Genomic DNA, 25,635 nt, shown 5'->3' with positions numbered 1-25,635 from the left:
CCCACCGTACGACCCCCCGCCGACAATTTTCTTTCCCCGCCCCTCCGCCCCGGTCCGGCACTTTCCGAACCTCACCCAGCGCAGCCGTCCGATCACGCCGATTTGGCCCTCGGAGCTGGATTCAGAAGCTGCGCACCAGCGTCCCGTTCATGGTCAGGACCTCCTGCTTGTGCTTGGCCCAGACCTCCCGCTGCAGCGCCGAGTCGGTCGCCGTGGTCTGCCCGTTGTGGTCCTCGAAAGCCTGAATGAAGCCCGAGAACACCACCGGCGGCTTACCCTTCACCGGCACCACCGCGGAGTAGTTGGTCGCGTAGCACAGCTTCAGCGCCTTGTTCGTGCACTTGCGATAGCTGCCCTTGCCGATCACCACGTGCTCGAGGTTGTTCGACTCGACGTCGACCAGGTGGTCAGCGAACGCCTTGGCACCCATCAGCTGCGTCTGCCGGACCCAGAACCAGCCGTCGATCGCGCCGGGCCGTCCGGGCTCGGGTAGCAGGTAGTTGAACCCGGAGCGCTTCTTGTCCGGATCCTTGATCCACCCCTTCGCCGGCGTGAACCACACCCCACCACCGACCTCCACGCCCACGTCGTACGGGCCCTTGGTGATCACGGGCTCAGTGGGCTCCGGCGTCGGCGGTGTGTACAGCGTGCCGACCGGCTCAGGCGTCAGCGAGTCACTGGCGACCGGCGGATTCACCGGGTCCTTCTTGTCCCCGCCGCCGGTCACCAGGATGACCAGGCCCGCGGCGATCAGTACGACGGCCAGCACCGCGCCCGCCATCACGATCCAGAGCGTCTTCTTGGACTTCCTCGGCGGCTGGTACCCCGGCCCGGGCCCCCACCCGCTCGGCGCCGGCGGACCGGGAAGCGGCGCGGGCGGACCGCCCTGGTACTGCGGTGCGCCCTGGTACTGCGGTGCGCTCGGGTACTGCGGTCCTGCCTGGTACTGGGGACCGGGCTGTCCGTACTGCTGACTCATGTGGTCTCTCGCGGTGTGTGAACGGGCGGGGTAGGTGCACTTCTCAGATGCTGGCGACGACCGAGGCCTTCATCTTCGCCGCGTCGGCCTCGGCCTTCGGTGCATAGTCGACCCGGGTCCGGAAGTCGATCGCGGTGGTGACCCCGTCCTTGCGGCGGTACGCCTCGACGAACCCCTGGACCTTCACGCCCTTGGAGACCGAGGTGTAGTTGATCGCGATGCACTCCACCAAGACGTCGCCCGGGCAGACGAGGTTCCGCGGGTTGCCCATCTGGCTGACCTCGTTCTGGGTCTCACCTTCGACGATCGACAGCATGTAGTTCTTCGCCGAAACGTTCTGCTTCTGCCGGACCCAGAAGAACGCGCGCGGCTCACCGTTCGGGGCATAGGTCACCAACTGCTTGCCCTGGGTCTCGCGGACGAGCACGCTCCAGCCGGCAACCGGTACGACGGAGACGCCGAAGGCGACCGGTAAAGCGTTGGCCGGTGGCGTGTACGCCGAGGCCGGCGGCGTCGTGACGGCGCCCGACGAGGACGGTCCCGGTTTGGGCCCCGCCGAGTCGTCGCCCCCGGTCAGCACGATCAGGCCCACCGCGACCAGCGCCACGACGGCGATCCCCGCGACGACCGGAATCAGCCACGGCGGAACCTGCGGCCCCTTCTTGACCGGCTCCGGTCGCCGCAACGAAGGCGGCCCGACCTTGTCCCCCCACGCCGAACTGGTCTCCCGAGCAGGCCCCCCCGATACACCCGCAGTCCCGGCACCCGGCCCGCCGCTACCCGCCGCACCCGGTGCACCCGCACCCGCCGTACCCGGTACGCCGGCACTCCCCGCACCCGGTACGCCAGTACTCCCCGTGCCCGCTGCGTCAGGCCGGCGGCCCCAGCCGGAGTTCTCGCGGGGTGGGACCTCGAGGGACCACGGCGAGGGGGGCAGCTCCGGTTCGGGAGCCGCGCCCTCGCCCTCCTCGGGCTCGACCTTGCGGACCCACGGGTTGTCCGGGCCCTTGTCGCGCTTTCCGTTCACTGGCTCTTGAGCACCGACTGCAGCATCGCGGTCGAGTCCGGCTGGATGGTGTCCTTCTTGTCCTTGCGCCCGTACACCTTGACGATCGTGATCACGCCGTCGTTGCGTTCGATCACTCCGACGTAGCCGATCACCGGGACGCTGCCGTTCTGGCTGCTCGACATCGCCTCGTAGCTCTGCGTGGTGAGCAGTTTGACGTCGGTCTTGTCGTCCGGGCCGGGCTTGAGCTCCTTGGGCGCGTTCGGCTTGAAGGTGCTCGACGTGACGGCCTTCTTCTCCGCTTCCATCAACTGCGGCAGCAGCGTCGCGGTGTTGTCGTTCGGGCCGGCCTTGAACGCCTCGACCATGAAGTACGCCTCGCTCTGCTTGAGCAGGTAGACGCCCTTGTAGCCGGTCAGGGTCTTGCGGATGTAGCCGGTCTGCGGCTTGACGAAGACGCCCTCGCCGACCTCGATGCCCTCGTCCACGTTCGTGGTCGGCTTGTCGGTCGGCTGACTGGTCGGCGTCGGGTCCGGCTGGACCTTGTTGTCGTCACCGCCGCCCAGCACCAGCGCCAGGACGACACCGATCACCGCTACCGCGGCCAGCCCACCACCGGCGAGTAGCAGGATCTTCTTGCTGCCCTGACCGCCACGGCGCGGACCGTACGGTTGACCGGGCCCAGGACCCCACTGCTGCTGCGCCGGGTACTGCTGCGGGTAGCCCTGCTGAGGCGGGTACCCCGGCTGCTGCCCCGGATAAGCCTGCTGCCCGGGGTACTGCTGCGGCGGTGGCCCCTGCTGGTACGGCGGCTGCTGCGGAGGCTGCCCCTGATACGGCGGCTGCTGCGGCGGCCGCCCTTGGTACGGCGGTTGCCCCTGCGGAGGCGGACCCTGGTACGGCGGCTGGCCGTACCCGGGCGGCGGCTGCTGCCCATAGCCCGGCTGCCCCTGCGGGGGCTGGCCCTGCGGGGGCTGGCCCTGCGGCTGGCCGTAGCCGGGCTGTCCTCCGTACGGCGGCTGCCCGGGCTGACCTGGCTGACCGTACGGCGGTTGCTGGTTGCTCATGCCTGCGTCTCCCCAGTCGATCCTTCGTAGCCTGCTGCCGGTCCACTCCCTTGCACAGCCACTCCCCGCTCCGACTTCGGCACCGAACGGACCGAGTTGCCACAGGCCGAGCAGAAGTCGGAGTGCGGAAGCAACGGCATCTCGCAGCGCGAGCAGAACGCCAGCTCACCGGAGGCATGGTTGGAGCCACCACGAGCAGCAGACTCCAGTGCCGCTTCCAGCAGACCCTTGTGCAGCACAGTGCGGACCAGGATGATCAGCGCGCCGAGCAGCAACAGACCCCAGACCACACCGAGGATCGCGCCCACAGTGGAGCCGTGTCCGCCGACGAAGCCGAGCAGGTAGACGCCACCCTGGAACAGGGCGTTCACCACCATCGCCTGGACCAGACCGGCCACCCAGCGCGGAGTGAAGCCGTCGTACTTCTCACCGAGACCGGAGAACTCCGCGGCCGCGAGACCGGTCGCCGAACCGTAGATCAGCGGCTTCACGAAGCCCTGCAGTACGACGATGGAGATCCACGTGCCCGCGCTGCTGCCCGGACCGGCGAAGCCGCCGCTGATCCAGCTCCAGTGCAGGACGAGGGTCTCGAAGCAGGCGTAGCCGACACCGGCCACCACTCCGAAGGTGAAGCCGTCCATCAGGTCGTCGTACCGGGGCCGGGAGGCCAGGTAGAGCGGGCCGATCTGGCGGATCAGTTCGGACACGACCGGCACCAGCAGCACCAGGATGAGCAGGTCGCGGCCGGTCGGTCCGCCGCTGTTCGAGCCGATCGTGTTCGCCGACAGGCCGACCTTGTCGGACCACAACCAGGTGAAGACCGCCGCCAGTACGCCGGTCAGCAGGAACGCCGCGGCGACCACCGGAACCGGCTCGTCCTCCCAGAGGTTCACGTCGTACAGGTAGAGGATGTACACGATCGGGATGGCGAAGGCGGCAACCATGATCGCCACCGGCAGAGCACCCAGCGCGGCCAGTACGACGGTCAGCAGTAGCGCTACGCCGAGCGCGACCTTGTACGTGTACGGCTGCCGGCCGGCACCTTGCGGCATGATCGTCGAAACCAGCTTGAACGACGCGACCGGCTCGTCCGGCCTGGCGGCGTACGCCTTCGTGCGCCCGGCGTCCTGGGACTGCAGATCGTTGCCACAGTGATGGCAGAAATGCGAGACCTCGGGAACGGCAGAGCTACAGCGCGGACACTCCACGCCATCCTCCCAACCTTGGACTTGCGGACCGACGCGCGGGCGCGCCGAGGGATGGTCAGGCCGACCGGCAGACGCCGGGCGAACCAGCAGAGATTCTCGTACAGGTCGGCCGGGATTCATCATTTCCCGCGCAAGGGTCACCCTTTCGTGTCCGTACCGTGGCCTCCATCGCCCGCTCCGGTACGCCGGGAAAGCTCCGTCCAGACCTCGTCGACCCGGCGCTCGAGGTCCGCCAGGCTGCCCGAGTTGTCGACCACGACATCGGCCGCCGCGAGCCTGTCCTCCCGGCGGGCCTGGCTGGCGATTCGCTGCCCGGCCTCCTCGGCGCTCATGCCCCGCAGCTCGGTCAGCCGCTTCAGCTGCAGCTCGGGCGGGACGTCGACCACCAGCACGAGGTCGAACCTGTCCGCCTGTCCGGTCTCGACCAGCAACGGGATGTCGTGGACCACGACCGCTTCGGCCGGGGCCGCCGCCTCGATCTCCGCGGCCCGCGCCCGGACTCGCGGATGGATGATCGCCTCCAGCTTCCGCCGGGCCTCGGCATCGCCGAACACCAGCCGGCCAACGGCCGGCCGGTCCAGCTCGCCTTCCGGCGTCAGCACGTCGCCGAACGTCTCGACCACCGCGGCCAGCCCGTCGGTCCCTCTGGCGACGACTTCCCTCGCCAGCACGTCGGAGTCGATCACCACCGCGCCGCGCTCTGCGAGCAGCCGCGACACGGCACTCTTGCCCGCTCCGATACCCCCGGTCAGCCCGACTCTCAGCACCCCCGAACCCTAGCGAAGGTCAGGCAGCGTCCATCGTCAGGCCGGGCCGCTCGTCGTCCCAGGCCGCCGCGGTGATCCGCCAGCCTTCCGGCGTACGGATGAACTGCATCGTCTTCATACCGCGCCCGGTGAAAGGAGTGCCGTCCTGCACACCCTCCTTCGCGTAACTGCCGAACCAGTGGGCGATGTCGCCGAACGTCTCCACCCGCCCAGCAACGGCCCACTCCTTGAAGTCGACCAGTTTGCCGCTCGTCAGCAGAGCCGCACGAGGAGCGATGAACTCGTCGACGCTGTAGACAGCGGGATCCAAGCCGCACGTCCGGGCAATCACCGCAGTCGGTACGAAGAGCGCCCGGAGCGCGTCCAGTCGCTCGGCACAGCCGGGGCCGGAGGTGAAGGCGGCGAAGAACGTCCGTACGACGTCCTCGATCGCCTCGGTGTCGGTACGAGTGCCGGTGATGTCGGATCCTCTCAAGACCGGTCCGCGATCTGCTGACGCAACGTCTTCAACGTCGCGACGTAGATCTCGGAGAACGTCGGGAACGGCTGGATCGTGTCGGCCACGACGTCCACCGGTACGTGAGCGCGGATGGCGAGAGTGGCCTGCTGCAACCACTCGCCCGCCTCCGGCCCGAGCGCGTACGCGCCTGTCAGCCGTTCACCATCGCTCAACAGCGTCAGGAAGCCGTTGGACTCGGCATAGGCGCGCGTGTAGGTAGCAGTCTTCGCAACGTCCTTCAGTGCCGTCGTAGCACTGAAGGCTCCCTCGGTCTCCCCCACCGACGCCGCCTGCGGGTCGGTGTAGACGACGTTCGGCACAGCCTCGTAGTTGGCCTTCCGCAGGTCACCGGCGATGTTGGCTGCCGCCACGTCACCCTGGTACTTCCCCACGTGCGTCAGCAGCTTGATCCCGGTCACGTCGCCTACAGCCCACAGCCGCTCACTGACCCGCAGGTACTCATCGACCTGTACGCCGTGCGCGTCCACCTCGAGCCCGACGGTCTCCAGGCCGATCCCGTCCACTCGCGGCCGCCGACCAGTGGCGACCAAGAGTCGATCGCCTCGCAACTCCCGCTCATCGGCCAGCGTGACGACGTAGTCCTCACCGTCACGCCGTACCGCGGTCGCCCGGGCGCCCAGTACGAGTTCGACCCCGTCGCGCCGGAGTACCTCACCGAGCGCTTCACCCAACGCCGCGGGCTCCTTGGCGAGGATGTGCTCGCCACTGTTGATCAACGCGACCTCGCCGCCGAGCCGGCGTACGGCTTGGGCCATCTCCACGCCGACCGGTCCACCACCGAGCACGATGAGGCGACGCGGGACAGCCTTCATCGCGGTGGCCTCGCGGTTCGTCCACACCCCGTCGAGCTCGCGCAGCCCTGGGATCGGCGGGATGACCGGATCCGAACCGGTAGCCAGTACGACGTTCTCTGCCGTGTACTGCTTGCCGTCCACCTCGACGACTCCAGTGCCGGCGAGTCGGCCGCTCCCGCGCAGCAAGTCGATCCCCTTGCTTGCCAGCCACTGCTCCTGACCCTTGTCGGAGTAGTCGGAAACCATGAAGTCGCGCCAGGCCAGTGCCGCCTCGGGGTCGAGCTCTGCGGTAGAAACCGCCTCCTGCGCCTGGTGCACGGCCTCACCCGGGCGCAGGAGCGTCTTGGAGGGGATGCACGCGTAGTACGAGCATTCACCGCCGACCAGTTCGCGCTCGACCAGTGCGACCCGCAGTCCACGGTCGACCAGTTCTCCCGCGCAGTGCTCTCCTGGCGAGCCGCCGCCAATCACGATGACGTCATAGTCAGTCATTTGCCGGTCCTTCGATGTCGTCGTAGCTACGAACCGCGGCCAGTACTGCCGTCAGTCTCTTGTAGCCGCGCCACACTGACAACACCGGTACCGAACCGCCCGTACGCCGAATTGTCCCCGGCCGTGGTTAGCCTTCGGGGATGGGTATCCGCCGGTTGACTCGGGAGCAGGCGCGGCGCATCGCCGTACGGGCGCAGTTGCTGGACGCGGAGCGGCCGGACGACCTGGTCGCGACGGTCCGGCAGTTGACGCTGCTGCAGATCGATCCGACCTCGGCGATCGCCCCGAGCGCCGATCTGGTCGCCTGGAGCCGCCTCGGTTCGGCGTACCGGCCGGAGCAGTTGAAGCAGGCCGTCGAGGTCGACCGGACGTTGTTCGAGCGGAACGCGTTGATCAGGCCGATGAGTGATGCCGGGCTGTATCTCGCCGAGGTGCCCGAGTGGCCGAGGATGCTCGACTGGCTGGAGGCCAACCGGTCGTTCCAGCAAGACGTCCTGGCGCTCCTGGCCGAGCGTGGGCCACTGACGTCCCGCGACATCCCGGACACCTGTTCGGTGCCTTGGGCATCGACCGGGTGGACGAACAACCGCAACGTCACCCAGCTGCTCGAGTTCCTGGCCAGGCGTGGTCAGGTGGCGATCTCGGGACGCGTCGGGCGGGAGCGGATCTGGGACCTGGCGGAACGGGTCTACCCGGCCGACGTCGTCGTACCGACGGCAGCCGAGGCGCTGCAGATCAAGAACGAGCGTCGGCTCCGGTCGCTCGGCATCGCGCGCGCCAAGGGCACGGAGGTCCCGGTGGAGCCGGCGATCGTCGGGGACACCGGGGAGCCGGTCGAGGTCGAGGACACGCCCGGCGTCTGGCGCGTCGACCCGGCGGCACTCGCGACGGTCGACGACTTCGAAGGGCGGACGGCGCTGCTGTCGCCGTTCGACCGGTTGATCCACAATCGCGTCCGCGCGCTGGAACTGTTCGACTTCGAGTACACGCTGGAGATGTACAAGCCGGCCGCCAAGCGCAGGTGGGGCTACTTCGCGCTGCCGATCCTGCACGGCGATCGGCTGGTCGGAAAGCTCGACGCGATCGCCGACCGGAAAGCCTCCGTACTGCGGGTGCACGCGATCCACCAAGACGTCCGCTTCACCCGGGCCATCAGCAAAGCGGTCCTCGCCGAGGTGGACGACCTGGCCGGCTGGCTGGACCTCGCCAAGGTCGAACTGCCGTCCAGCTGATCTGCAACCAACGGTTGCGCTAAAGCAGCGCCATGGTCTACGTTATGTGCAACCATACGTTGCAGAGAACGGGGAGATCATGGAATTCGGAACCATCGAGCGCGAGATCCACATCGACGCCACGCCGGAGATCGTCTTCGAGGTGGTCAGCAGCCCCGAGCACCTGCAGGAGTGGTGGGCCGATGAGGCGGAGCTGAGGTCCGCGACTCCCGGGTCGGTCGGTGAGCTCGCCTGGGGCGACAAGGAGAACCCGCGGAGCCACGTCGAGACGTTCACCGTCGTCGAGGCGGACCGGCCGCGCAGGTTCGCGTTCCGCTGGGTCTACGAACAGGCCCCGACAGGCGGCACCTCGTTGCTGGTCACGTTCGACCTCCTCCCAGCCGGCACCGGCACGAAGCTCCGGATGACCGAATCCGGTTTCCGCGAGAAGGGCTGGGAGATCGCCGTACTGGAGGAGGCCTACCGCGAGCACAGCGAGGGCTGGGACATGTTCGTCCCGCGCCTGGCCGAGTACGCCGCCCGGCTGGCGGCGACGCGATGAGTACCGCGATCGACGACGACCTGTGGTCCGCGATCGGCGACCCGACCCGGCGCCGGATGCTCGACCTGCTGCTCGCGAACGGCGAAGGCACCGCCACGAGTCTCAGCGAGCACCTGCCGGTGACGCGGCAGGCGGTCGCCAAGCACCTCGGCGTACTGGATCGGGTCGGACTGGTCCACGTCACGCCGGCCGGCCGGGAGATGCGTTACCGGGTCGACGACGCCCAACTGGCTCGCGCTGTGGCACAGCTGTCCACAGTCGGGGCCGCCTGGGATGCCCGACTGCGGCGCATCAAGCGGATCGCTGAGGCGATCCAGCGCAGTCAAGAGCAATGACCACAGTCCAGAAAGAGGTACCGCAATGTCCGACATCCTGCACCGCATCGCCACCAAGACCACCTCCCCCGACGGGATCTACGAGGCGCTGACCACGATCGACGGGCTGGCCGGCTGGTGGACCACCGACACCACGGGCAAGACCGGCGTCGGCGACGTGGTCGAGTTCCGGTTCCCGCCCGGCGGCTTTTCCATGAAGGTCCTCGAACTCAGCCCGGGCGAACTCGTCCGCTGGGAAGTGGTCGAGGGACCCGAGGAATGGGTCGGCACGACGGTCAACTGGAAGCTCAAGCAGAGCGGCGACTACACGGTCGTCTGGTTCGAACACCTCGGCTGGAAGGAGCCGGTGGAGTTCATGTACCACTGCAGTACGAAGTGGGCGTCGTACCTGCTGAGCTTGAAGGCGCTCGTCGAAACCGGCACCGGCGCCCCGTCGCCGCACGATGTGATGATCAGCGACTGGCACTGAAGCTCTTGCGGGTTTCGGAAGTGGATCGTCTGGAACACGTTTTACGGTGGCGTCATGACGACCAATGAAACCCCCTGGGAACCCCCGCTCGCCGGGACCGAGGCAGAACACCTGATCGGGGCGCTGGAACGGCTGCGGACGACGTTCCGGTTCAAGGCGGACGGCCTCGACCCGGCTGGGCTGCAGACGCGGATCGGCGCCTCCACGGTGACGCTCGGCGGGCTGCTCAAGCATCTCGCGGTCCAGGAGGACTACGCATTCACCACCAAGCTCCACGGCAAGCCGCTCGGAGCGCCCTGGGACGCGAACGGGTGGGACGGCGACAACGACTGGGAGTTCACCTCCGCCGCCGACGACTCACCGGAACAGCTCTATGCGCTGTGGGACGACGCCGTCGAGCGCTCCCGGGCCGCGCTCGCGGCGGCGTTGACCGATGGCGGACTCGACCAGTCGATTCACGCGTCCTGGCCCGACGGCCGGCACGCCAACCTGCGCCGGCTCGTGTACGACATGGTCGAGGAGTACGGCCGGCACACCGGGCACGCCGATCTCCTCCGGGAGGCCGTCGACGGCCGCGTCGGTGAGGACCCGCCCGCCGGCTGGCAGCCGGAATCCGGCCACTTCAGGCTGCCGGGCTGAACGCAGTACCAGCGGCTTTCAGGCGTCCGGCTTGGTGGTGAAGTCGATGTCGGCAGTGCTGACCGTGCCCGCGGTTCGCCCGGGGGCACGGTGGTACTGCCAGTACAGGTTGGTGTGCGCGATCACCTTGTCGGGCGGCGGCGCGCCGTACTCGGTCAGGTCCTCGGTCGTGTGGGCGTCGGCGACCAGCGTCGCGTCGTACCCGCGAACCAGCGCACCGTGCAACGTCGAGCGGATGCACTCGTCGGTCTGCGCCCCGGACACGAACAGCCGCCCGATCCCGCGCTCCGCCAGCACCGCCTCGAGCTCGGTGTCCTCGAACGAGTCCGGGTAGGTCTTGTGCACCAGCGGCTCGGGCTCACGCCGTACCAACTCCGGCACGTACTCCCAGCCCTCGCTCCCCTGCGTCAGCTCCCCACCACTGTGCTGGACCCAGACGACGTCGACGCCATCCGCCCGGGCCTTGTCGACCAACTGCCGGATGTTCCCAACCACCCGGTCGCGCTCGTACGCCTCCCCCACAACCCCTTTCTGCACGTCGATCACCAGCAACGCAGCATTGGGCCGCCCCTCGAACCTACTCACAACACCCTCCCAACATTCGCCCTCCAGCCACCGTACGACTCCCCACCGACAAGTCCCACCGGAAACGCGAGACCCCCGCACCCAGAAGGGTGCGGGGGTCTCGGTTGGTGCTACGGAACTACTCAGCCCTGGCCGGTGAGCTTCTCGCGGAGGGCCTGCAGTGCCTCGTCGGAAGCGAGTGCGCCCTCGACGGGCGCGTCGTCCTTCGGGGCGGCCGCGGAGGAGTACGTCGACGCCTCGCCGGCCTCGACGTCCGCCGTCTTGGCGTCCTCGATCTGCTTCTTGTGGGCCTCCCAGCGCGCGTGGGCCTCGGCGTACTGCCGCTCCCACTCCTCACGCTGCTTGTCGAAGCCCTCGAGCCACTCGCCGGTCTCCGGGTCGAAGCCGTCCGGGTAGACGTAGTTGCCCTGGTCGTCGTACGTCGCCGCCATGCCGTACAGCGTGGGGTCGAAGTCGTCCGAGACCGGGTCGACGCCCTCGTTGGCCTGCTTCAGCGACAGCGAGATCCGGCGACGCTCGAGGTCGATGTCGATGATCTTGACCATCACGTCGTCGTTCACCTGAACGACCTGCTCCGGGATCTCGACGTGACGCTCGGCCAGCTCGGAGATGTGCACCAGACCCTCGATGCCCTCCTCCACGCGGACGAACGCACCGAACGGAACCAGCTTGGTGACCTTGCCGGGCACGATCTGGCCCATCTGGTGGGTCCGGGCGAACTGCTGCCACGGGTCTTCCTGGGTCGCCTTCAGCGACAGCGAGACGCGCTCGCGGTCCATGTCGACGTCCAGCACCTCGACGGTGACCTCCTGGCCGACCTCGACGACCTCGGTCGGGTGGTCGATGTGCTTCCAGGACAGCTCCGAGACGTGCACCAGACCGTCGACGCCGCCGAGGTCCACGAACGCACCGAAGTTGACGATCGAGGAGACGACACCCTTGCGGATCTGGCCCTTCTGCAGCTGGGTGAGGAAGTTCATCCGCACCTCGGACTGCGTCTGCTCCAGCCACGCCCGGCGCGACAGAACCACGTTGTTGCGGTTCTTGTCGAGCTCGATGATCTTGGCCTCGATCTCCTGGCCGACGTACGGCTGGAGGTCGCGGACCCGGCGCATCTCGACCAGCGAGGCAGGCAGGAAGCCACGCAGGCCGATGTCCAGGATGAGTCCACCCTTGACGACCTCGATGACGGTGCCGGTGACGACGCCGTCCTCTTCCTTGATCTTCTCGATCGTGCCCCACGCCTTCTCGTACTGAGCGCGCTTCTTGGACAGGATCAGACGGCCTTCCTTGTCCTCCTTCTGGAGAACAAGGGCCTCGACGTGGTCGCCCACGTTGACGACCTCGTTGGGGTCGACGTCGTGCTTGATCGACAGCTCACGGGAGGGGATGACGCCTTCGGTCTTGTAACCGATGTCGAGGAGAACCTCGTCCCGGTCGACCTTGACGATGGTCCCTTCAACGATGTCGCCGTCGTTGAAGTACTTGATGGTCTGATCGATCGCCGCGAGGAAGTCTTCCTCCGACCCGATGTCATTGACCGCTACCTGCGGGGTGGTGCGTACTGCGGGGTCGAGAGGTGCCTCGATGCTGGCCGTCATGTGGTGGGTTGCTCCGTGGGCTGATGGTGTCGTACGGGTGCGCTGGGACCGTTGGATCGCACCCAACCGCTGGATTGCCTGAACAGGACAGAGTCACCACCGACTGCTGCGAGCACGAGCCTGCTCCGTCCGAGGTCGCGCGGGCCCATAGCGCATCTCACAGAATACGGCTATTGACTCGGGCAGGGCAACCCGGGGCACCCGGCCGTACCGGCTGCCCGCCGAGGTCTCCCGACGTGCCACTCATCAACACCTGAACTCAATGTACGACGTCAGGCCAGCCCCGGCCGCCCGCGAGGTCGCCCGTGTCGGCGATCCGGGTGATCAGCGTGTGGGCCGCAGCGGCGACCGGGTTGGCCGCCGGCCGGCTCGCGAGATCGATCAGCGCCCACAGATCCGCCACCCGCCCCCGCTCCACCACCCGGTCGCCGAGATCGAGACCGGAAGCCTGTACGACGCCCAGCACCGCCTCGCCGAGCACCGGATCGTCGCAGAACCGCAGCAGATTCCCCAGATCCGTATACGGCGAACCAGCGTGCGCGAGCTCCCAGTCGATCAGCCCGGTGATCCGTGCCGTCGCCGGGTCCACCAGCAGGTTCTTCGGGTTGAAGTCGCTGTGCACGAGGCAGACCCGGTCGACTCCGCTGTCGGCGAGCTCGTCGGCCCGGTCGATCACGGCCTCCATCGACGCCACCTGATCCCGGGTCAATCCCAGATCCGAGACGTGCTGGTTGAACCACTGCAGGAGCCCGCCGTCACCGAAGGACTCGATCACCAACTCCCGCCCCACGAACTGCCCGAAGTTTAGGAACGGCATGCCACTGAGCCGCACCAGCAGGTCCCCGAGCTGCTCCCCCACCCGCTGCCGCTCCGCCTCTCCGGCGCTCTCCAGGTACTTCTCCAGGTTCATCCCAGGCAGCCGCTCGGTCAGTACATAAGGAGGCCCCTCGTCCGACACCTCCGGTTTCGCGTCCAGCACGCGCGGTACCGGAAGCAGCCCACGCACGAGCCGCATCAACGAGACGTCCACAGCCGCCCGAGCGGGCCGGCGCACATACAACCGCAGTACGGCGTCCTCGCCGGCGGCGCTCACGGCGTACGTCTCACCGCCGTAGCCACCGGTCAACGGAACAGCACTGGCCGCGATCGCTTCGAAACCGTCCACCCCCGCGATCCTGCCACCGATCCCCGGCGAGTTTTTCCGCTACCGAAGTAGCGATAATCCTGCTACGGTCTTTTACGACACCGGAGTAGCGGAAAGGAACGAACGATGGCGGCACGCGGCAGACCGCGCGACGGCGGGATCGACGGGCGGGTGCTGGCAGCCGCCGCGGCGGAGATGCGGCGTACCGGGTACGACGGTCTCTCGATCGACCGGGTCGCCGAGCAGGCCGGGGTCGCGAAGACGACGCTGTACCGGCGCTGGGCCACCAAGGCTGAACTGGTCGTCGCACTGATCGTCAATCTCCGTGATGACGTGCCGTTCGAGCCCACTGACGATCCGCGGCGCGACCTCACCGAGCTGGTCACCGCCATCGCTGCCGGCCTCACCGCCACCCCGACCACGCTGATCGCCGATCTCGCCGCCGCGGCAGCTCGCGAGCCCCGAGTCGGCGAAAGCGTGCGCGCACTCTGGGCCGATCGCCATCGAGCTGTGACTGCTGTAGTCGCCAGCGCTCAGGAAGCCGGGCTGGTGCTGGGCCACGTCTCCCCCGCGGTCCTGGTCGACCAACTCGTCGGCCCGCTGTATTACCGGCTGCTCGTCACGGGCGAGCCGCTCACCCCCGACTACGCGAGGACGCTCGTGAGCAGCGTCCTCGGTGAGGAACCGACATGACCAAGAAGCGCAAAGTACTGATCGGGTTCGGAACCGTAGCTGTCGTCCTGATCGCGTACTGCGTGTTCTCGATCGCCAGGCCGACCGTGCTCCGGACCGCGATCGAGCTGGATGCCACGCCGGACCAGGTCTGGAAGGTGCTGACCGACCGCACGAGCTACCCCGAGTGGAACCCGTTCATCGTCTCCTCGACCGGGGACCTGGCGGCCGGCGCCACGATCACCAACGTCCTCAAGGACGCGGCCGGCAAGGAGACGACCTTCACCCCGAAACTGCTGGCCGTCGAACCTGGCCGCGAGCTGCGCTGGATCGGCAAGGTCGGCTTCGGCGGGATCTTCGACGGCGAGCACTCGTTCCGGATCGAGGCGCTGCCCGGCGGCCGGTCACGGCTGATCCAGCAGGAGACCTTCCGCGGCGTCGCCGTACCGGTGATGTCCGGCTGGCTGGACAGCAAGATCAAGCCGCAGTTCACCGCGATGAACGAGGCACTCGCGGCCCGGATCGCCGCAACGCCCTAGGGTGAACGGCGTGGACTACGAGGTGACCGCGCCGCAGCGGATCGGGTTGAGTGAGACCGAGACGTCGCGCGCGAGCCGGACCTACTGGGACAGCGCGGCCGACGAGTATCTCGCCGAGCACGGCGAGTTCCTCGGCGACGACCGGTTCATCTGGTGTCCGGAGGGTGTCGACGAGGAGCAGGCCCAGTTGCTCGGCCCGGTCACCGGCCGCCGGATCCTCGAGGTGGGGTGCGGAGCGGCCCAGTGCTCACGCTGGCTGGCGAAGCAGCGCGCCGACGTCTACGCCTTCGACATCTCGGTCGAGCAGTTGCGGATCGCCAGGAACCTGGACCGCCGAACCGGTACCGCCGTACGGACGGTCGCCGCGGACGCAGTACGAATTCCCTTTGCCAGCAGCGTTTTCGACCTCGTCTGCTCGGCCTTCGGTGCGCTGCCGTTCGTGGCCGACGCCGAAGCCGCGTTGACCGAGATCGCCCGCGTCCTCAAGCCCGGCGGCCTGCTCGTGTACTCCGTGACGCACCCGATCCGCTGGAGCATGCCCGACGACCCGACCCCGGCCGGCCTGCGGATCACCCAGTCGTACTTCGACCGCACGCCGTACGTCGAAACCGACGCAGCCGGTACGCCGGTCTACGCCGAGCACCATCGCACCACCGGCGACTGGATCCGGGCACTGACCGGAGCCGGCCTGATCGTCGACGACCTGCTCGAACCCGAATGGCCCGCCGGCCACGACCAGGTCTGGGGCGGCTGGGGACCAGAACGCGGCCGGTTGATTCCCGGTACCGCGATCTGGTCCGCCCACAAGCCTGCCTAGACCTCTTCGGCCCTGCGAGCACCCCGCGGCCGCAGCTGCAGGTAGACGACCAGGGCGAGCAACAGCAGTCCGATGATGAGCGAGATCAGCGGGACCCAGAAGCCGATCAGATGCAACTGGGCGGCCTTCGCCTTGTAGCCGCCCTCTTTCTTCTCGTCGCCCTTGCCGCCTTCGACGTTCTTCTTCACGGTGTCGTCGTCGTAGTAGATCTTCACCTTGGTCGCAGTGACCTTGTCCTCACCGTTGTAGGCGAAGGTCGCGAGCTGCTCCTCCTGGCCCTTGATGATCGCGCCGGTGACCGGCTCGATCCACAGGGTCCGGGTGTTCTGGTACGTGCGCTGCACGACGACCGAGTCCTTGCCCGGCTCGCCCACCAGGTTGCCGGGCACCTCGAGCGGCTTCGCCTGCGGCAGGTCCTGCTTCGGCACCTGCTGCTCGAAGACGTACACGGGCAGGCCGTCCAGCTTCGTCTCGCTCTTGTACTGGATCGGGTACGCCTTGCGCGTCGTGGTGTCCCAGAACTTGTAGGTCTTCTTCTCGGTCCCGAACGGGAACTTGAGCACCAGACCCTCGTGTCCCTTGAAGAACTCGCTGTCCTCCTTGGGCTTCAGCCGGTCCTCGGTCTTGAGCGAGCTGCTGATGTACTCGCCGCTGTTGTCGGCCGGGTCGCTGGGGTTCCAGCGCACCGCTTCGCCGGTGTGGGCGTCGAGCACGACGCGTTCCTGGACGAAGCTCAGCGGCAGCTTGTCGGTCTGCGTCGCGTCGTCGGGGAAGGTGTAGTCCTTCTCGTCGTCGGTCACCACGGCGGTGTCGAAGACGACGACCTTGCGGTTCAGGGCCTTGCTGATCTTGTCGGCGGCGGCGACGTCGCCGCGAACCGTCCGCCGGGCCCACAGGTCGACACCCGGCTTCTCGGCCAGGTCCTTCACGCTGAAGATGGTCGCGCCCGGTCCGGTCGACAAGGTGTGCGCGACCTGGTCGGCCGGCGCCACCGCCAGCGTCGGATACGCGTAGAACTTGGACAAAGCAGCAACGCCGATGAAGAAGATGCCCAGTGCGATCACCAAGGCACGACTGCGATTCCCCACAACAACCCCTCCCGGTCTGTCCGCGGGACGCTACCAGCGGGTAGGCAGGTTGAACAGAGACCGGGAGCGACAAAATCCGGCAGTGGCCGAACTGTCATATAGTCCGGCCCCATGAGGGGGATCGAGAGCGTTCCGGCGCGGCTGGCAAAGGTGCTGTCCGGCGCGCCCGACATCGCCGTACTGCGGGCTGTCGTGGCCGCCGTCGCGATCGTGCAGGCGTGCGTGCTGGGGCTGCTCGCGCGCCGCGGCTCATGGATGACCGACGACATCGAGTTCCTCATCCAGGGCGACCGCGGGTTCGCGCCGGGCGAACTGCTCACGCCGGTGAACGACCACATCGCACCCGGACTTCGCTTCGTCTATGCCTTCTTCGCCACCGTCGCTCCACTGAACTGGGACGTCACGATCGCGTGGCGCGTGGTCATGCAGGCGATCGCCATCGCATTGATGGGCCTGCTGTTGCTTCGCCTGATCGGCCCGAGCCGCTGGGTGCTGACCGGCACGCTGCTCTACGCGCTGACTCCGTTGAGCATGCCTTCCTTCATGTCGCTGTCGAGCGCGGTGAACAATCTGCCCGCGCACGTCTTCGGCCTGCTGCTCCTGCACGCGACCCTCGACTGGTACGCCGGCAACCGGCGGCGAGCCGTTGCCTCCGGCCCCCTTTCGCTGCTGATCTCGCTGGCCTGCTGGGAGAAGTCGGGCCTGATCGTCTTCACCGCGGTGGCGGTCGCCCTCTACCTGCGGGACCGCCCGATCCGGCAATGGGTCCGCCAGAGCCTGCCGTTCGCCGCCGCCCTGGTCGCGCCGATAGTTGCCTTCGGCATCCTTTACGTCAGCCACGGCCGACCGTCGGCAGGCCGCCTCCCCGGCTTCGGCCGGCTGCTGGAACTCGGTGCCCACTCGTTCGCAGTACCGCTGGCCGCGCTCGTCGGCGGGCCGTGGGAGTGGAACGCGCTCGCGCCACCGTTCGGTACCGCTGCGGAACCCGTGGCCGCCGTTGTCCTGGGTGGCATCGTGGCAGCCTTCTTGCTGATGGTGGCCTGGCGGCAGGACCGGCGGGCTCTGCTGGTGTGGGCGTCGGTCCTGATCTATGTGCTGGTGACTCTCTTCCTCGTCTCCTACGGCAGGTTCGTGGCCTTCGGCGACACCTTCACCATCCACTACCACTACTGGTCGGACCTCTCGATCCCGCTGACCTTGGCGGTGGTGCTGACCGCGCGAGCTGTCCACCCCCGGCCGATCGCGGTCCGGATCGCGCCGGCCGTCGCCCTTGCCTGCTTGCTGGCCTGGACCGCCGGCATCGTCGTCTCGGACGCGCGGTTCGCCACGATCTGGGCCGACAACCCGTCGCGCCCGTACTTCGACCACGTGACCGCCGATCTGGAGCAGGCCGGGCCGGCGATCAATCTCTGGGACACCCCGATGCCACCGACGATCGTCACGATCCTGTCCGGTGAGCGCCGGCTGTCTTCCGTACTGCGAATGACCGGCGTCCCCTTCCGTCTGCAAGGCCCCGGCAGCGACCCTTATCTCGTCGACGAAACCGGTCGGCTCAAGCCTTCCCACCTGGCCGTCTGGTCCCGGGTCGACTTCCCTGCGCCGAAGCAGAAGACGATCTGCGGCACGCTGCCACTGCCTCGCAACCGCCCGGTCACCCGGCCGCTGCGGCCGACTCAGCAGGAGTTGATCGAGGCGGAGTGGTTCGTGAAGGTCGGCTACTTCGCCGACCGGGAGTCACGATTGCGAATCGAACTGGTCGACGCCGCCGGCCGGACAGTAGCTTTGCCTGAACCGGCCGACGCCTGGCCGGCCGGTGCCGCAGCGATGTACTTCGGCCCGTCACCGCGGATCCGCGCGACCGCGATCCGGGTACGGTCGACGGATCCGCAGGCGAACGTCTGCGTCACCAGTCTCGAGATCGGACTTCCGGTGGTGACAGGATGAGGCGGACCAGGTTCGCGGCCCTCGACGGCCTGCGCGCGATCGGCGCGCTGGCGGTCGTCAGCACCCATGTCGGATTCCGGAGCGGCGACGCGCTGGCCGGCCCGTTCGCGGGCATCCTGGCCCGGATGGACATCGGGGTCGCGATCTTCTTCGCGATCTCCGGCTTCCTGCTCTACCGCCCGCACGTGGTGGCCTGGTTCGAGGAGACCGAGCCGCCGCTGACACTGCCGTACCTGCGCAACCGTGCGCTGCGAATCCTGCCCGTGCTCTGGGTTGCCGTGATCCTGGCCGCCGTGCTGGTTCCGAACGCGGGGCCGGTGTCGTGGACGGCGTACCTCCAGCATGCGACCTTGATCCAGATCTACAGCAACGTCCCTTCGGTGGAAGGGCTGACGCAGTTCTGGAGCCTGGCGACAGAGGTCGCCTTCTACCTGGTACTGCCGTTCCTCGCGCGATTCCTGACCGGTTACGAGCGGCCGACCCGACGGGCGGTGCGCTGGCGCCTCGCAGTACTGGCTTGTCTCACTGTGCTCGGTCCGAGCTGGATGGCTGCTGTCACGGCTTCCGGTCATTCGCGCGCTGGTCTCTGGTTGCCCGGGTACGTCGGCTGGTTCGCCGTCGGGATGGGGCTCGCTTTGTGGCAGGTGGCGCGAAGCAGCGGGCGCTTGGGGACTTCCGCACTCGACACGCTCGCCAAACTGCCGGCCACCGTCTGGGGCATCGGGATCGCCCTGCTGCTGATCGCGACCAGTCCGCTCGCCGGCCCGTACAACCTGAACCCGCCGTCACCCGGGCAGGCGTTCGTCAAGAACTTGCTCTACACCGCGATCGCCGCGTGCGTGATCCTGCCCGCGATCACGCCGACCCGCCGCATCGCCGCGGTCCTCGGTGGCAAGGCCGGCCACGTCGCCGGTGACATCTCGTACGGCGTCTTCGCCTACCACCTCGTCGTTCTGAACGTCATTGCCCAGCTAGCTGGATTCCCCTTGTTCTCGGGGCATTTCGCGCTGCTGTTCGTCAGCACCGTGATCAGCTCGGGGCTGTTGGCGGCCGCCAGCTACTACCTGATGGAGCGGCCGATCATGCGCCGCGGACGGCGCGACCGGAACTACGACGTGTCGCCGGTCGGCCTGGACAACAGAGCCAGCGCACAGCCGAACAGCACCGATGCCTGGACGACTCCTGAGGTCAGGCCCGCTGCGGCGTCCGGCCAAGGCTGAACGGCCGCAATCACTCCACCGGCGAAGACGACAGCTGCCGCCGTACCGATCAGCACCGGCTTGCGCCCACGCAGGTACCAGGCCAGTACTGCGGCGACCGCGGTGGCGGCCAAGCCGATCCAACCAGCCATGAAGGTGCCGGCCGCGATCGCCAGTGCCATCGCAAGCCAAGGACTTAGCCGGCGGCCTTCCTTCAGCCGGTGAGCCGACTGCCTGGATCTGCGCCGGGCGAAGATCGCCAGCGCCGCGACCGACAGCAAGCTGACCAGTCCGACCAGTAGACCGGCGCGGTAGCTCCGATCAGGCAGGAACCGCGCCGTGACGACCTGCTCGGGCCCCGCCGGCAGCAACCATCCTTGTTGCCAGCCACCGATGCGGATCGGCACCAGCTTGCGCCCGGAGCGGTCGTACGCCGCCCAACCGTCGCTGTAGTTCTGCGCCACCGTCAGCACCGAAGGCTCGTCGGCCGACGGTACTTCGAGGGTCAGCTCCGCCGGATTCGGTCGCCAGATGTCGACCTGTTTGGTCGGAGTGACCGCCGCATTGGCCGATCCGGGTTTGGTGAGCTTCACCTGGATCGGCACGAAGTCCTTGCTGGCCAGGACATCCAGCGTTGCGCGACCGGCCGGCAACCGCAGTGCGGGTCGGCCGATGCCCTTGTCGCAGGTCGTGAACGTGACCCTTCGCCGCTGCAGGACGTCGGCCACGGTCGTGGCCAGCTTCGTGGTGTGGGGTACGCCGTTCACCTCGACCGACGGACCGAAGCCGCACAGCGAACCGGTCCGGCCGTTCAGGTTCGGCCCTCTGCGGAGGTTGTCCGCGCCGAGCACCCGGACCTCCGAGACCCCGACCGGCAGCGCCTGGGCGAACCCGGTCGCCGAGTCGAGCGTGAACACGTCCTTCTTGGCCGTGAAGGTGAGCTCCACCGACCTGAGCTTTCGCTGCTGGTCCGGGAAGGTCAGATAGCCTTCCGCCGACACCGGCAGCGTGATCGCCGGTCCGCCGTCCAGGCGGGCCGACACCTCGGCCGGTCTGGACGCGGCCAGGAACGGATCCGCGAGGAACTGCAGGCCCTGGAGTTTCCTTGCCGCCGGCAACTTCAAGGTCAAGGTCGGCCGCAGGTCGCCCGGCGCCGCCACCCAGCCGGTGCCCAGATCCCGGTCGACCGCTGCCCCGGGTCTTCCCTCCGGCGCAGTCACCGCTCGCGACGAAGCAGTCGCGCCGATCGCTCCCGGAACAGCCAGCAGTCGCTCCAAGAAGGCTCCGTCCCGCGGCAACGCGGTCCCGATCAGCTGGTACGACGCGGCCGCGGGCAACTCGATGCTGCGGAACAACCCCGTCGGCTCCTCGGAATCCTTCGCGAAACTCGTGCCGCACAACGGACGGCCGCCCGCATGCAGGCATCCACTACGACCAAGTTGCTGGTTCCGCAGCACGATCGCCTCGGGTTGCCGATCCAGCCCACCCGGTACGACGAGCCTGCTGCGCGGCGCGAGGCCGGGCAGGGAGACCTCTGAGATGGCGACACCGTTGGGGTTCTTGCCATCCGTCACGCCGACCGTGATCCGCAGTCGCTGAGTCGGTCCCGGTGGCGTCGGAATGCTCTGCGGATTGTTGGTTGCGCCGACCACGGCCGTCAGCGAGCCGCTGTCGGTGTCCACCTGCACAGTCCGCACCGGGTCGGTCGTCGGCGCCGCGAGCGAGAACTGAACCTTGAGATTCTGCACCGAGCGCGGTGAGACGAAGTCCAGCTCGAGCCACTCGCCGCCGCTGTGACCGAACCGGCCCGAGATCCAGCGCGTCGACGGATCGCCGTCCACCGCTGCGAACGGGCCGTTGCCGGGTCCGGTCCGGATCGTCGCGCCGGCATCGGAGGCCGACGACGAAGCCCGTACGTCGACGACGCCGTCCGCCCACGCGCGCGTAGTACTGGGTGCTGTGGGGTCGATGACGTAGCCGAGGGTGCGACGATTCAGGCGACCGGGATCGTTGGCCGCCAGGACCGGTGAGACGTTCTCGGCCGGCCGGCCGATGTCGACCTCACGGCGTTGCATACCGTCGGTCTGGACCAGCGGGAGCTTGCGAGGCAATGCCTTGGCGTCATTGCTGGTGACAGCCTCGTGCTCACCGCCGAGCGCGGTCAGGACGGACGGGACGTCTTCAGAGGCACCGCGGACCTCCACCAGCTGTGACTGCGGCACCAGTCGCGCGGGGGCCGTGTCACCGACGTCGTAGATCTCCAAACTGGGATACGGCAGCCGGGACTTCTCGTCGACCGTCAGGTCGGGCCGCTCCCGCGCGCTGCCGACTACCGGGCCGAAGGTGGCGACGCGGCCGAGACCGGCTTCGGCCAGGCTTTCGTGGACTGCGATCAGCGAACTGACCTGCGCGTCGTACCGAAGGTCGTTGCGGACCAGCACGTAGCGCACGCCTGCCTTGGTAAGGGTCTGCCGGATCGTGCCGTCGCCGACACCGGACCCGAGTCGGCGCTCGACTTCGTCCAGCCAGCGCGTAGTACCGGCGGAGCCGAGGGGCATCGCGTCTCGCACCACCATCGGACGCTTGAGCAAGGCCTGGAACGGTTCGTCCTCGGTGGAACCCCAGGTGAAGTCCGCGAACGAAGCAGCCGGTACTACGAGCACGCTGCCGCTCGTCTGCTGGCTGTCCAGCCAAGCGGCGGCATCCCGCCAGTGCTGCGGGATCGCCTGGTACGCCTCGTGCGTCGGCAGTTGGGCGAAGATCGCTGGGCTGCCGACTGCCAGCGCGAGGCACGCGGCCAGGACCGGTACGAGGCGACGATGCAGTCCGCGCGCCCTGCTCCAGGAAGCGAGCCGGGTCATCGCGTGGGCCGCGGCCAGCGTCACCGGCAGCCGGGCTACCAGCTCGAACTTGTGCGTGTTGCGTGCGGCCGCCAGTGGACCGTCCAGCAGACCCTGAAGCTGCGGCGACAGCGGTGAGCTGTCGTGGCCGAACGTCATCAGGAGCAGGCCGACGACCAAGGACAGCTGCAGGAAGCCTCGGTGCTTCAGTGAGCTCATCGCGAGGCCGGCCAAGCCCAGCAGGGCGATGGCGACGGTGGTGACGATCAGCGCCGGCTGAGTGACGTACAGCCAGCCCGCGGGCCAGCTCGGTCCGTTGCCGGTCATGAGGAAGTTGAGCCACTGCGACGTACCGCGGAAGGACTCGAAGACGCTCGCCGTCTTGGTGGTGACAGCGGCGTTCTCGATCCAGTCGAGGAACGGCGGGCTGTAACGACCGAGCAGCATCAGCGGCACCAGCCACCAGAACGCGACGGCCACCACACATCCCAGCCAGCCCACGGCGACCTTCAGCGTGGCCCGGTCCCAGCGGCGGGTGACCAGCCAGATCGCCGGCAGTACGAGCGTGGCTCCGGTCGCCACAGCGTTCACCCCGCCGACGAGACCGAAGGCGAGCGCCGACCAGCCGACCCGCCACCAGCCCGACCGCGCCCGCGGCGTCACCAGCGGCAGGAGGACCCACGGAGCCATCGCGATCGGCCAGACCTCGATGGACCGGATCGCCACCTCACCGAGCATCCGCGGACTCAAGGCGTACAGCAGCGCGGCGGCGAACCGCGCCCACGGAGCACCGCAGTCCAGAGCACCTGACAGCTTCCAGACGCCCAGGAAGGCAGCGCAGAGGACCAGAGACCACCACAGCCGCTGGATGACCCAGTCCGGTACCGATGCCGTGTCCAGCAGCCAATGGAACGGACCCATCGGCAGCAGATAGCCGTACGCCTGGTTCTGCAGCTGCCCGAAGGCGCCCTGCGGGTCCCACAGATGCAGGGCTCGCAACAGGAAGCCGCCTGGGTTGGCCGTGAGGTCCAGCTTGGTGTCGGGCACGATCTTGCCGGGTGCCTGGTGGAAGCACAGGGCAACGAGGACCAGGCAGCCGAGGACGAGCCGTGCTCGCCAGACCACCTGTTGCGTACTCCGCGCCTTCAGGCCCTTCATCGACGCCGGAGCACCAGGACGAGGTTCCAGGTGGCGACCTCGCGCAACCCGGGCACAGCCAGTACGCCGTACGCCCAGCGCGGGTGGTAGCGCGGGAAGGCCGCCACGAGCTCGGCCTCGACGCACTGGCGGGCCCAGCGCAGGCCGCCGGCGATGGTGATCGGGAAGAGCGATTCGCCGTACCGGTTCTTCGGTGCGCGGCCGTGGCGGCGTTGGTAGCGCCGGGCCGCGCGGTGGCCGCCGAACAGGTGCCAGGGCGCGGTCTCGTGGCCGCCGTGCACGCCCCACCAGCCCGTGTACGAGAGGACGACCGTGCCGCCGGGTCTGGTGACGCGGACGAGTTCGTCGGCCATTCGCCAGGGATCGGCTACGTGCTCCAGCACGTTCGAGGAGAAACAGATGTCGACCTGGCCGTCGCCGACCGGTAACGCCGTCCCACTGGCGACGACAGTGCCGGCGGCCGGCTCCTCCAGGTCGCTCAGCTCGTCGAGGTCGGAGTCGACCAGGTAGTAGGTCGCACCGGCCCGGTGGAAGGCGTCCGCGAAATAGCCGAGGCCGCCGCCGACGTCGAGAACGGTCGCGCCGCGCGGATCGGCGTACGTGCCGACCAGGGCGACCGAGTCCTCGGCAAGCGTTCTGTAGAAGCGATCCGGGTCCGACTGCTCACTGCGGAACGCCCGGAACAGCCGTACCGCGCGACCGAGATCCGCGGTCCAGGCCGCGGTCGCCGGTGGGCTGGAAATCGCTTCGGACACAGGCGGGACGATAACGGATCTCACGAAGGCTGGCGGACATCGTTACTCCTTGGTAACCTCGCGGCCCATTACCTGCGGGGGCGGGCTAGCAGAGGGTGGGGCTTGGCAGTGCGCGCGCAGACCGTGCTTTTGGTGAACTGGCGGGACACGACGAATCCGGAAGGGGGTGGATCCGAGCGGTACGTGGAAGAAGTCGCGAGAGGCCTTGCGCGACTGGGCTGGTCCGTCACCGTGCTGTGTGCGGCCTACCCGGGCAGTCCCCGGGAAGCCCGCCGGGACGACGTGCGGTACCTGTACCGCGGCAGCAAGGTGACCGTGTATCTGCGCGGGCTGCTGCACACGTTGCTGAGCCGCCCGGACCGGGTGGTGGATGTGCAGAACGGTCTCCCATTCTTTACCCGCCTCGTACGTCGGGCGGGCGTCGTCGTACTCGTCCACCACGTCCACCAGGAGCAGTGGCCGGTCGTCTACCCGGGCTGGCAGGGCCGGTTCGGCTGGTGGCTCGAGTCGCGCGTCGCGCCGCGGCTGTACCGGGATTGCCGCTATGTCACGGTTTCCTCCGCGTCCCGCGATGAACTGCGCGACCTCGGCGTGGACGCGGATCGCATCTCGGTCGTGCACAACGGCACCGATCCCGCCCCGGCTCGCCAACGCCCGCAAGCCGCAGTACCGACTGTGGTGTGCGTCGGCCGGGTGGTGCCGCACAAGCAGGTGGAACACGCAGTCGACGCCATCGCGGAAGCACGGTCGACACTGCCCGACGCCCGACTCGTCGTGGTCGGCTCCGGGTGGTGGGAGGAGTCGCTGCGCGCGTACGTCGCTTCGCGTGGACTCGAGGACGCGGTGGAGTTCCGCGGCCACGTCAGCGAGGCGGACAAGCACGCGGCGTACGACGAAGCGTGGGTGCTCGCCCTGCCGAGTCTCAAGGAGGGCTGGGGTCTGGTGGTCGGCGAGGCAGCCGGCCACGGCGTACCGGCTGTTGCCTATCGGAGTGCTGGCGGTCCGACCGAGTCCGTGCACGACGGACAGTCGGGGGTCCTCGTCGACACTGCCGAAGAATTCACTGCCACGATCATCGCGCTGTTGCAGGACCAGGCCGCCCGGACCAAGTTGTCCGACGGAGCCATTGCGACGGCGGACCGGTTCACCTGGCCGGCGACCGTTGCTGCGTGGGACCGCGTGCTCACCGGGTCCCCGGCACAGCAGGACCGGCCAGCATCAGTGCTGGCCGGTCCGTGAAAGTG

General features: G+C 68.2%; 24 protein-coding genes. 11 read left to right on the top strand and 13 right to left on the bottom strand.

Annotated elements, in window-relative coordinates:
• Positions 1-121: 121 nt before the first annotated feature.
• From DIZ26_RS13400 to DIZ26_RS13365, 7 genes are all read right to left on the bottom strand, one after another.
• The gene (locus tag DIZ26_RS13400) at positions 122-979 is read right to left on the bottom strand and encodes a hypothetical protein (RefSeq protein WP_198676065.1); all 858 of its coding nucleotides are present in this window, start codon (positions 977-979) and stop codon (positions 122-124) included.
• Between the two features lie 43 nt (positions 980-1,022).
• Entirely contained in the window at positions 1,023-2,006 is a 984-nt protein-coding gene (locus DIZ26_RS13395) for a hypothetical protein (RefSeq protein WP_157979698.1), read from the bottom strand.
• Positions 2,003-3,052, bottom strand: a complete 1,050-nt coding sequence (locus DIZ26_RS13385) for a hypothetical protein (protein WP_112240930.1) — start codon at positions 3,050-3,052, stop codon at positions 2,003-2,005. The genes DIZ26_RS13395 and DIZ26_RS13385 overlap by 4 nt, the downstream gene beginning before the upstream one ends.
• Entirely contained in the window at positions 3,049-4,260 is a 1,212-nt protein-coding gene (locus tag DIZ26_RS13380; RefSeq protein WP_112240928.1) for a PrsW family glutamic-type intramembrane protease, read from the bottom strand. The genes DIZ26_RS13385 and DIZ26_RS13380 overlap by 4 nt, the downstream gene beginning before the upstream one ends.
• Positions 4,261-4,397: 137 nt before the next feature.
• On the bottom strand, positions 4,398-5,027 hold the full coding sequence (gene coaE / locus DIZ26_RS13375) for a dephospho-CoA kinase (RefSeq protein ID WP_112240927.1): 630 nt from the start codon (positions 5,025-5,027) through the stop codon (positions 4,398-4,400).
• Positions 5,028-5,046: 19 nt separating this feature from the next.
• Entirely contained in the window at positions 5,047-5,502 is a 456-nt protein-coding gene (locus tag DIZ26_RS13370) for a Cif family virulence factor (protein ID WP_112240925.1), read from the bottom strand.
• On the bottom strand, positions 5,499-6,833 hold the full coding sequence (locus DIZ26_RS13365; protein ID WP_112240923.1) for a dihydrolipoyl dehydrogenase family protein: 1,335 nt from the start codon (positions 6,831-6,833) through the stop codon (positions 5,499-5,501). The genes DIZ26_RS13370 and DIZ26_RS13365 overlap by 4 nt, the downstream gene beginning before the upstream one ends.
• A gap of 140 nt (positions 6,834-6,973) precedes the next feature.
• Between DIZ26_RS13365 and DIZ26_RS13360 the strand changes: the two genes are divergently transcribed.
• The 5 genes from DIZ26_RS13360 (at position 6,974) to DIZ26_RS13340 (ending at position 10,049) form a co-directional block, all read left to right on the top strand.
• On the top strand, positions 6,974-8,065 hold the full coding sequence (locus DIZ26_RS13360) for a DNA glycosylase AlkZ-like family protein (protein WP_112240921.1): 1,092 nt from the start codon (positions 6,974-6,976) through the stop codon (positions 8,063-8,065).
• A gap of 79 nt (positions 8,066-8,144) precedes the next feature.
• Positions 8,145-8,606 carry an SRPBCC domain-containing protein gene (locus DIZ26_RS13355; protein WP_112240919.1) on the top strand — a complete coding sequence of 154 codons (462 nt, stop codon included), beginning with the start codon at positions 8,145-8,147 and terminating at the stop codon, positions 8,604-8,606.
• Entirely contained in the window at positions 8,603-8,941 is a 339-nt protein-coding gene (locus tag DIZ26_RS13350; protein ID WP_112240917.1) for an ArsR/SmtB family transcription factor, read from the top strand. Before DIZ26_RS13355 ends, DIZ26_RS13350 begins: the two co-directional genes overlap by 4 nt.
• A gap of 25 nt (positions 8,942-8,966) precedes the next feature.
• Positions 8,967-9,410, top strand: a complete 444-nt coding sequence (locus DIZ26_RS13345; RefSeq protein WP_112240915.1) for an SRPBCC family protein — start codon at positions 8,967-8,969, stop codon at positions 9,408-9,410.
• A gap of 54 nt (positions 9,411-9,464) precedes the next feature.
• A complete protein-coding gene (locus DIZ26_RS13340) occupies positions 9,465-10,049 on the top strand; it encodes a mycothiol transferase (protein WP_112240913.1) in 585 nt (194 codons plus the stop codon).
• 18 nt (positions 10,050-10,067) lie between these two features.
• Here the strand turns inward: DIZ26_RS13340 and DIZ26_RS13335 are convergent, their stop codons facing one another.
• From DIZ26_RS13335 to DIZ26_RS13325, 3 genes are all read right to left on the bottom strand, one after another.
• Positions 10,068-10,634: a cysteine hydrolase family protein gene (locus DIZ26_RS13335; protein ID WP_112240911.1), complete on the bottom strand. Its 567-nt coding sequence runs from the start codon at positions 10,632-10,634 to the stop codon at positions 10,068-10,070.
• Positions 10,635-10,756: 122 nt separating this feature from the next.
• Entirely contained in the window at positions 10,757-12,235 is a 1,479-nt protein-coding gene (rpsA, locus tag DIZ26_RS13330) for a 30S ribosomal protein S1 (protein WP_112240909.1), read from the bottom strand.
• Positions 12,236-12,494: 259 nt separating this feature from the next.
• Complete coding sequence (locus DIZ26_RS13325; RefSeq protein WP_112240907.1) at positions 12,495-13,400, bottom strand: phosphotransferase; 906 nt, start codon at positions 13,398-13,400, stop codon at positions 12,495-12,497.
• 105 nt (positions 13,401-13,505) lie between these two features.
• Between DIZ26_RS13325 and DIZ26_RS13320 the strand changes: the two genes are divergently transcribed.
• Genes DIZ26_RS13320 through DIZ26_RS13310 form a run of 3 tightly spaced genes read left to right on the top strand, consistent with a single transcriptional unit; the run spans position 13,506 to position 15,407 of the window.
• Entirely contained in the window at positions 13,506-14,072 is a 567-nt protein-coding gene (locus tag DIZ26_RS13320) for a TetR/AcrR family transcriptional regulator (protein WP_112240905.1), read from the top strand.
• Positions 14,069-14,590 (top strand): SRPBCC family protein, encoded by a 522-nt coding sequence (locus tag DIZ26_RS13315; RefSeq protein ID WP_112240903.1) that lies wholly within the window; start codon positions 14,069-14,071, stop codon positions 14,588-14,590. The genes DIZ26_RS13320 and DIZ26_RS13315 overlap by 4 nt, the downstream gene beginning before the upstream one ends.
• Positions 14,591-14,600: 10 nt before the next feature.
• Positions 14,601-15,407: a class I SAM-dependent methyltransferase gene (locus DIZ26_RS13310; RefSeq protein ID WP_232828311.1), complete on the top strand. Its 807-nt coding sequence runs from the start codon at positions 14,601-14,603 to the stop codon at positions 15,405-15,407.
• On the opposite strand, the gene DIZ26_RS13305 is transcribed toward DIZ26_RS13310, so the two are convergent.
• Positions 15,404-16,495: a DUF3068 domain-containing protein gene (locus DIZ26_RS13305; RefSeq protein WP_112240901.1), complete on the bottom strand. Its 1,092-nt coding sequence runs from the start codon at positions 16,493-16,495 to the stop codon at positions 15,404-15,406. The two genes, DIZ26_RS13310 and DIZ26_RS13305, sit on opposite strands and share 4 nt — an antisense overlap.
• 111 nt (positions 16,496-16,606) lie before the next feature.
• Between DIZ26_RS13305 and DIZ26_RS13300 the strand changes: the two genes are divergently transcribed.
• Together DIZ26_RS13300 and DIZ26_RS13295 are read left to right on the top strand one after the other, a co-directional pair.
• Positions 16,607-18,439: a hypothetical protein gene (locus tag DIZ26_RS13300; protein WP_112240899.1), complete on the top strand. Its 1,833-nt coding sequence runs from the start codon at positions 16,607-16,609 to the stop codon at positions 18,437-18,439.
• Complete coding sequence (locus DIZ26_RS13295; RefSeq protein WP_112240897.1) at positions 18,436-19,659, top strand: acyltransferase family protein; 1,224 nt, start codon at positions 18,436-18,438, stop codon at positions 19,657-19,659. The genes DIZ26_RS13300 and DIZ26_RS13295 overlap by 4 nt, the downstream gene beginning before the upstream one ends.
• Here DIZ26_RS13295 and DIZ26_RS13290 read toward each other — a convergent pair.
• Together DIZ26_RS13290 and DIZ26_RS13285 are read right to left on the bottom strand one after the other, a co-directional pair.
• Positions 19,548-23,636 carry an alpha-(1->3)-arabinofuranosyltransferase gene (locus tag DIZ26_RS13290; RefSeq protein ID WP_112240895.1) on the bottom strand — a complete coding sequence of 1,363 codons (4,089 nt, stop codon included), beginning with the start codon at positions 23,634-23,636 and terminating at the stop codon, positions 19,548-19,550. The genes DIZ26_RS13295 and DIZ26_RS13290 overlap by 112 nt on opposite strands.
• Positions 23,633-24,391, bottom strand: coding sequence for a class I SAM-dependent methyltransferase (locus tag DIZ26_RS13285; protein ID WP_112240893.1), 759 nt, complete (start codon positions 24,389-24,391; stop codon positions 23,633-23,635). Before DIZ26_RS13285 ends, DIZ26_RS13290 begins: the two co-directional genes overlap by 4 nt.
• A 132-nt stretch (positions 24,392-24,523) precedes the next feature.
• On the opposite strand from DIZ26_RS13285, the gene DIZ26_RS13280 reads away from it, so the two are divergent.
• A complete protein-coding gene (locus DIZ26_RS13280; protein ID WP_232828310.1) occupies positions 24,524-25,630 on the top strand; it encodes a glycosyltransferase family 4 protein in 1,107 nt (368 codons plus the stop codon).
• Positions 25,631-25,635: the final 5 nt, after the last annotated feature.

Origin of the sequence: Kribbella monticola, from assembly GCF_003261635.1 — a bacterium.
Lineage (GTDB): Bacteria > Actinomycetota > Actinomycetes > Propionibacteriales > Kribbellaceae > Kribbella > Kribbella monticola.
The sequence above is the reverse complement of the archived record's forward strand: the minus strand, read 5'-3'. Positions and strand labels throughout refer to the sequence as shown.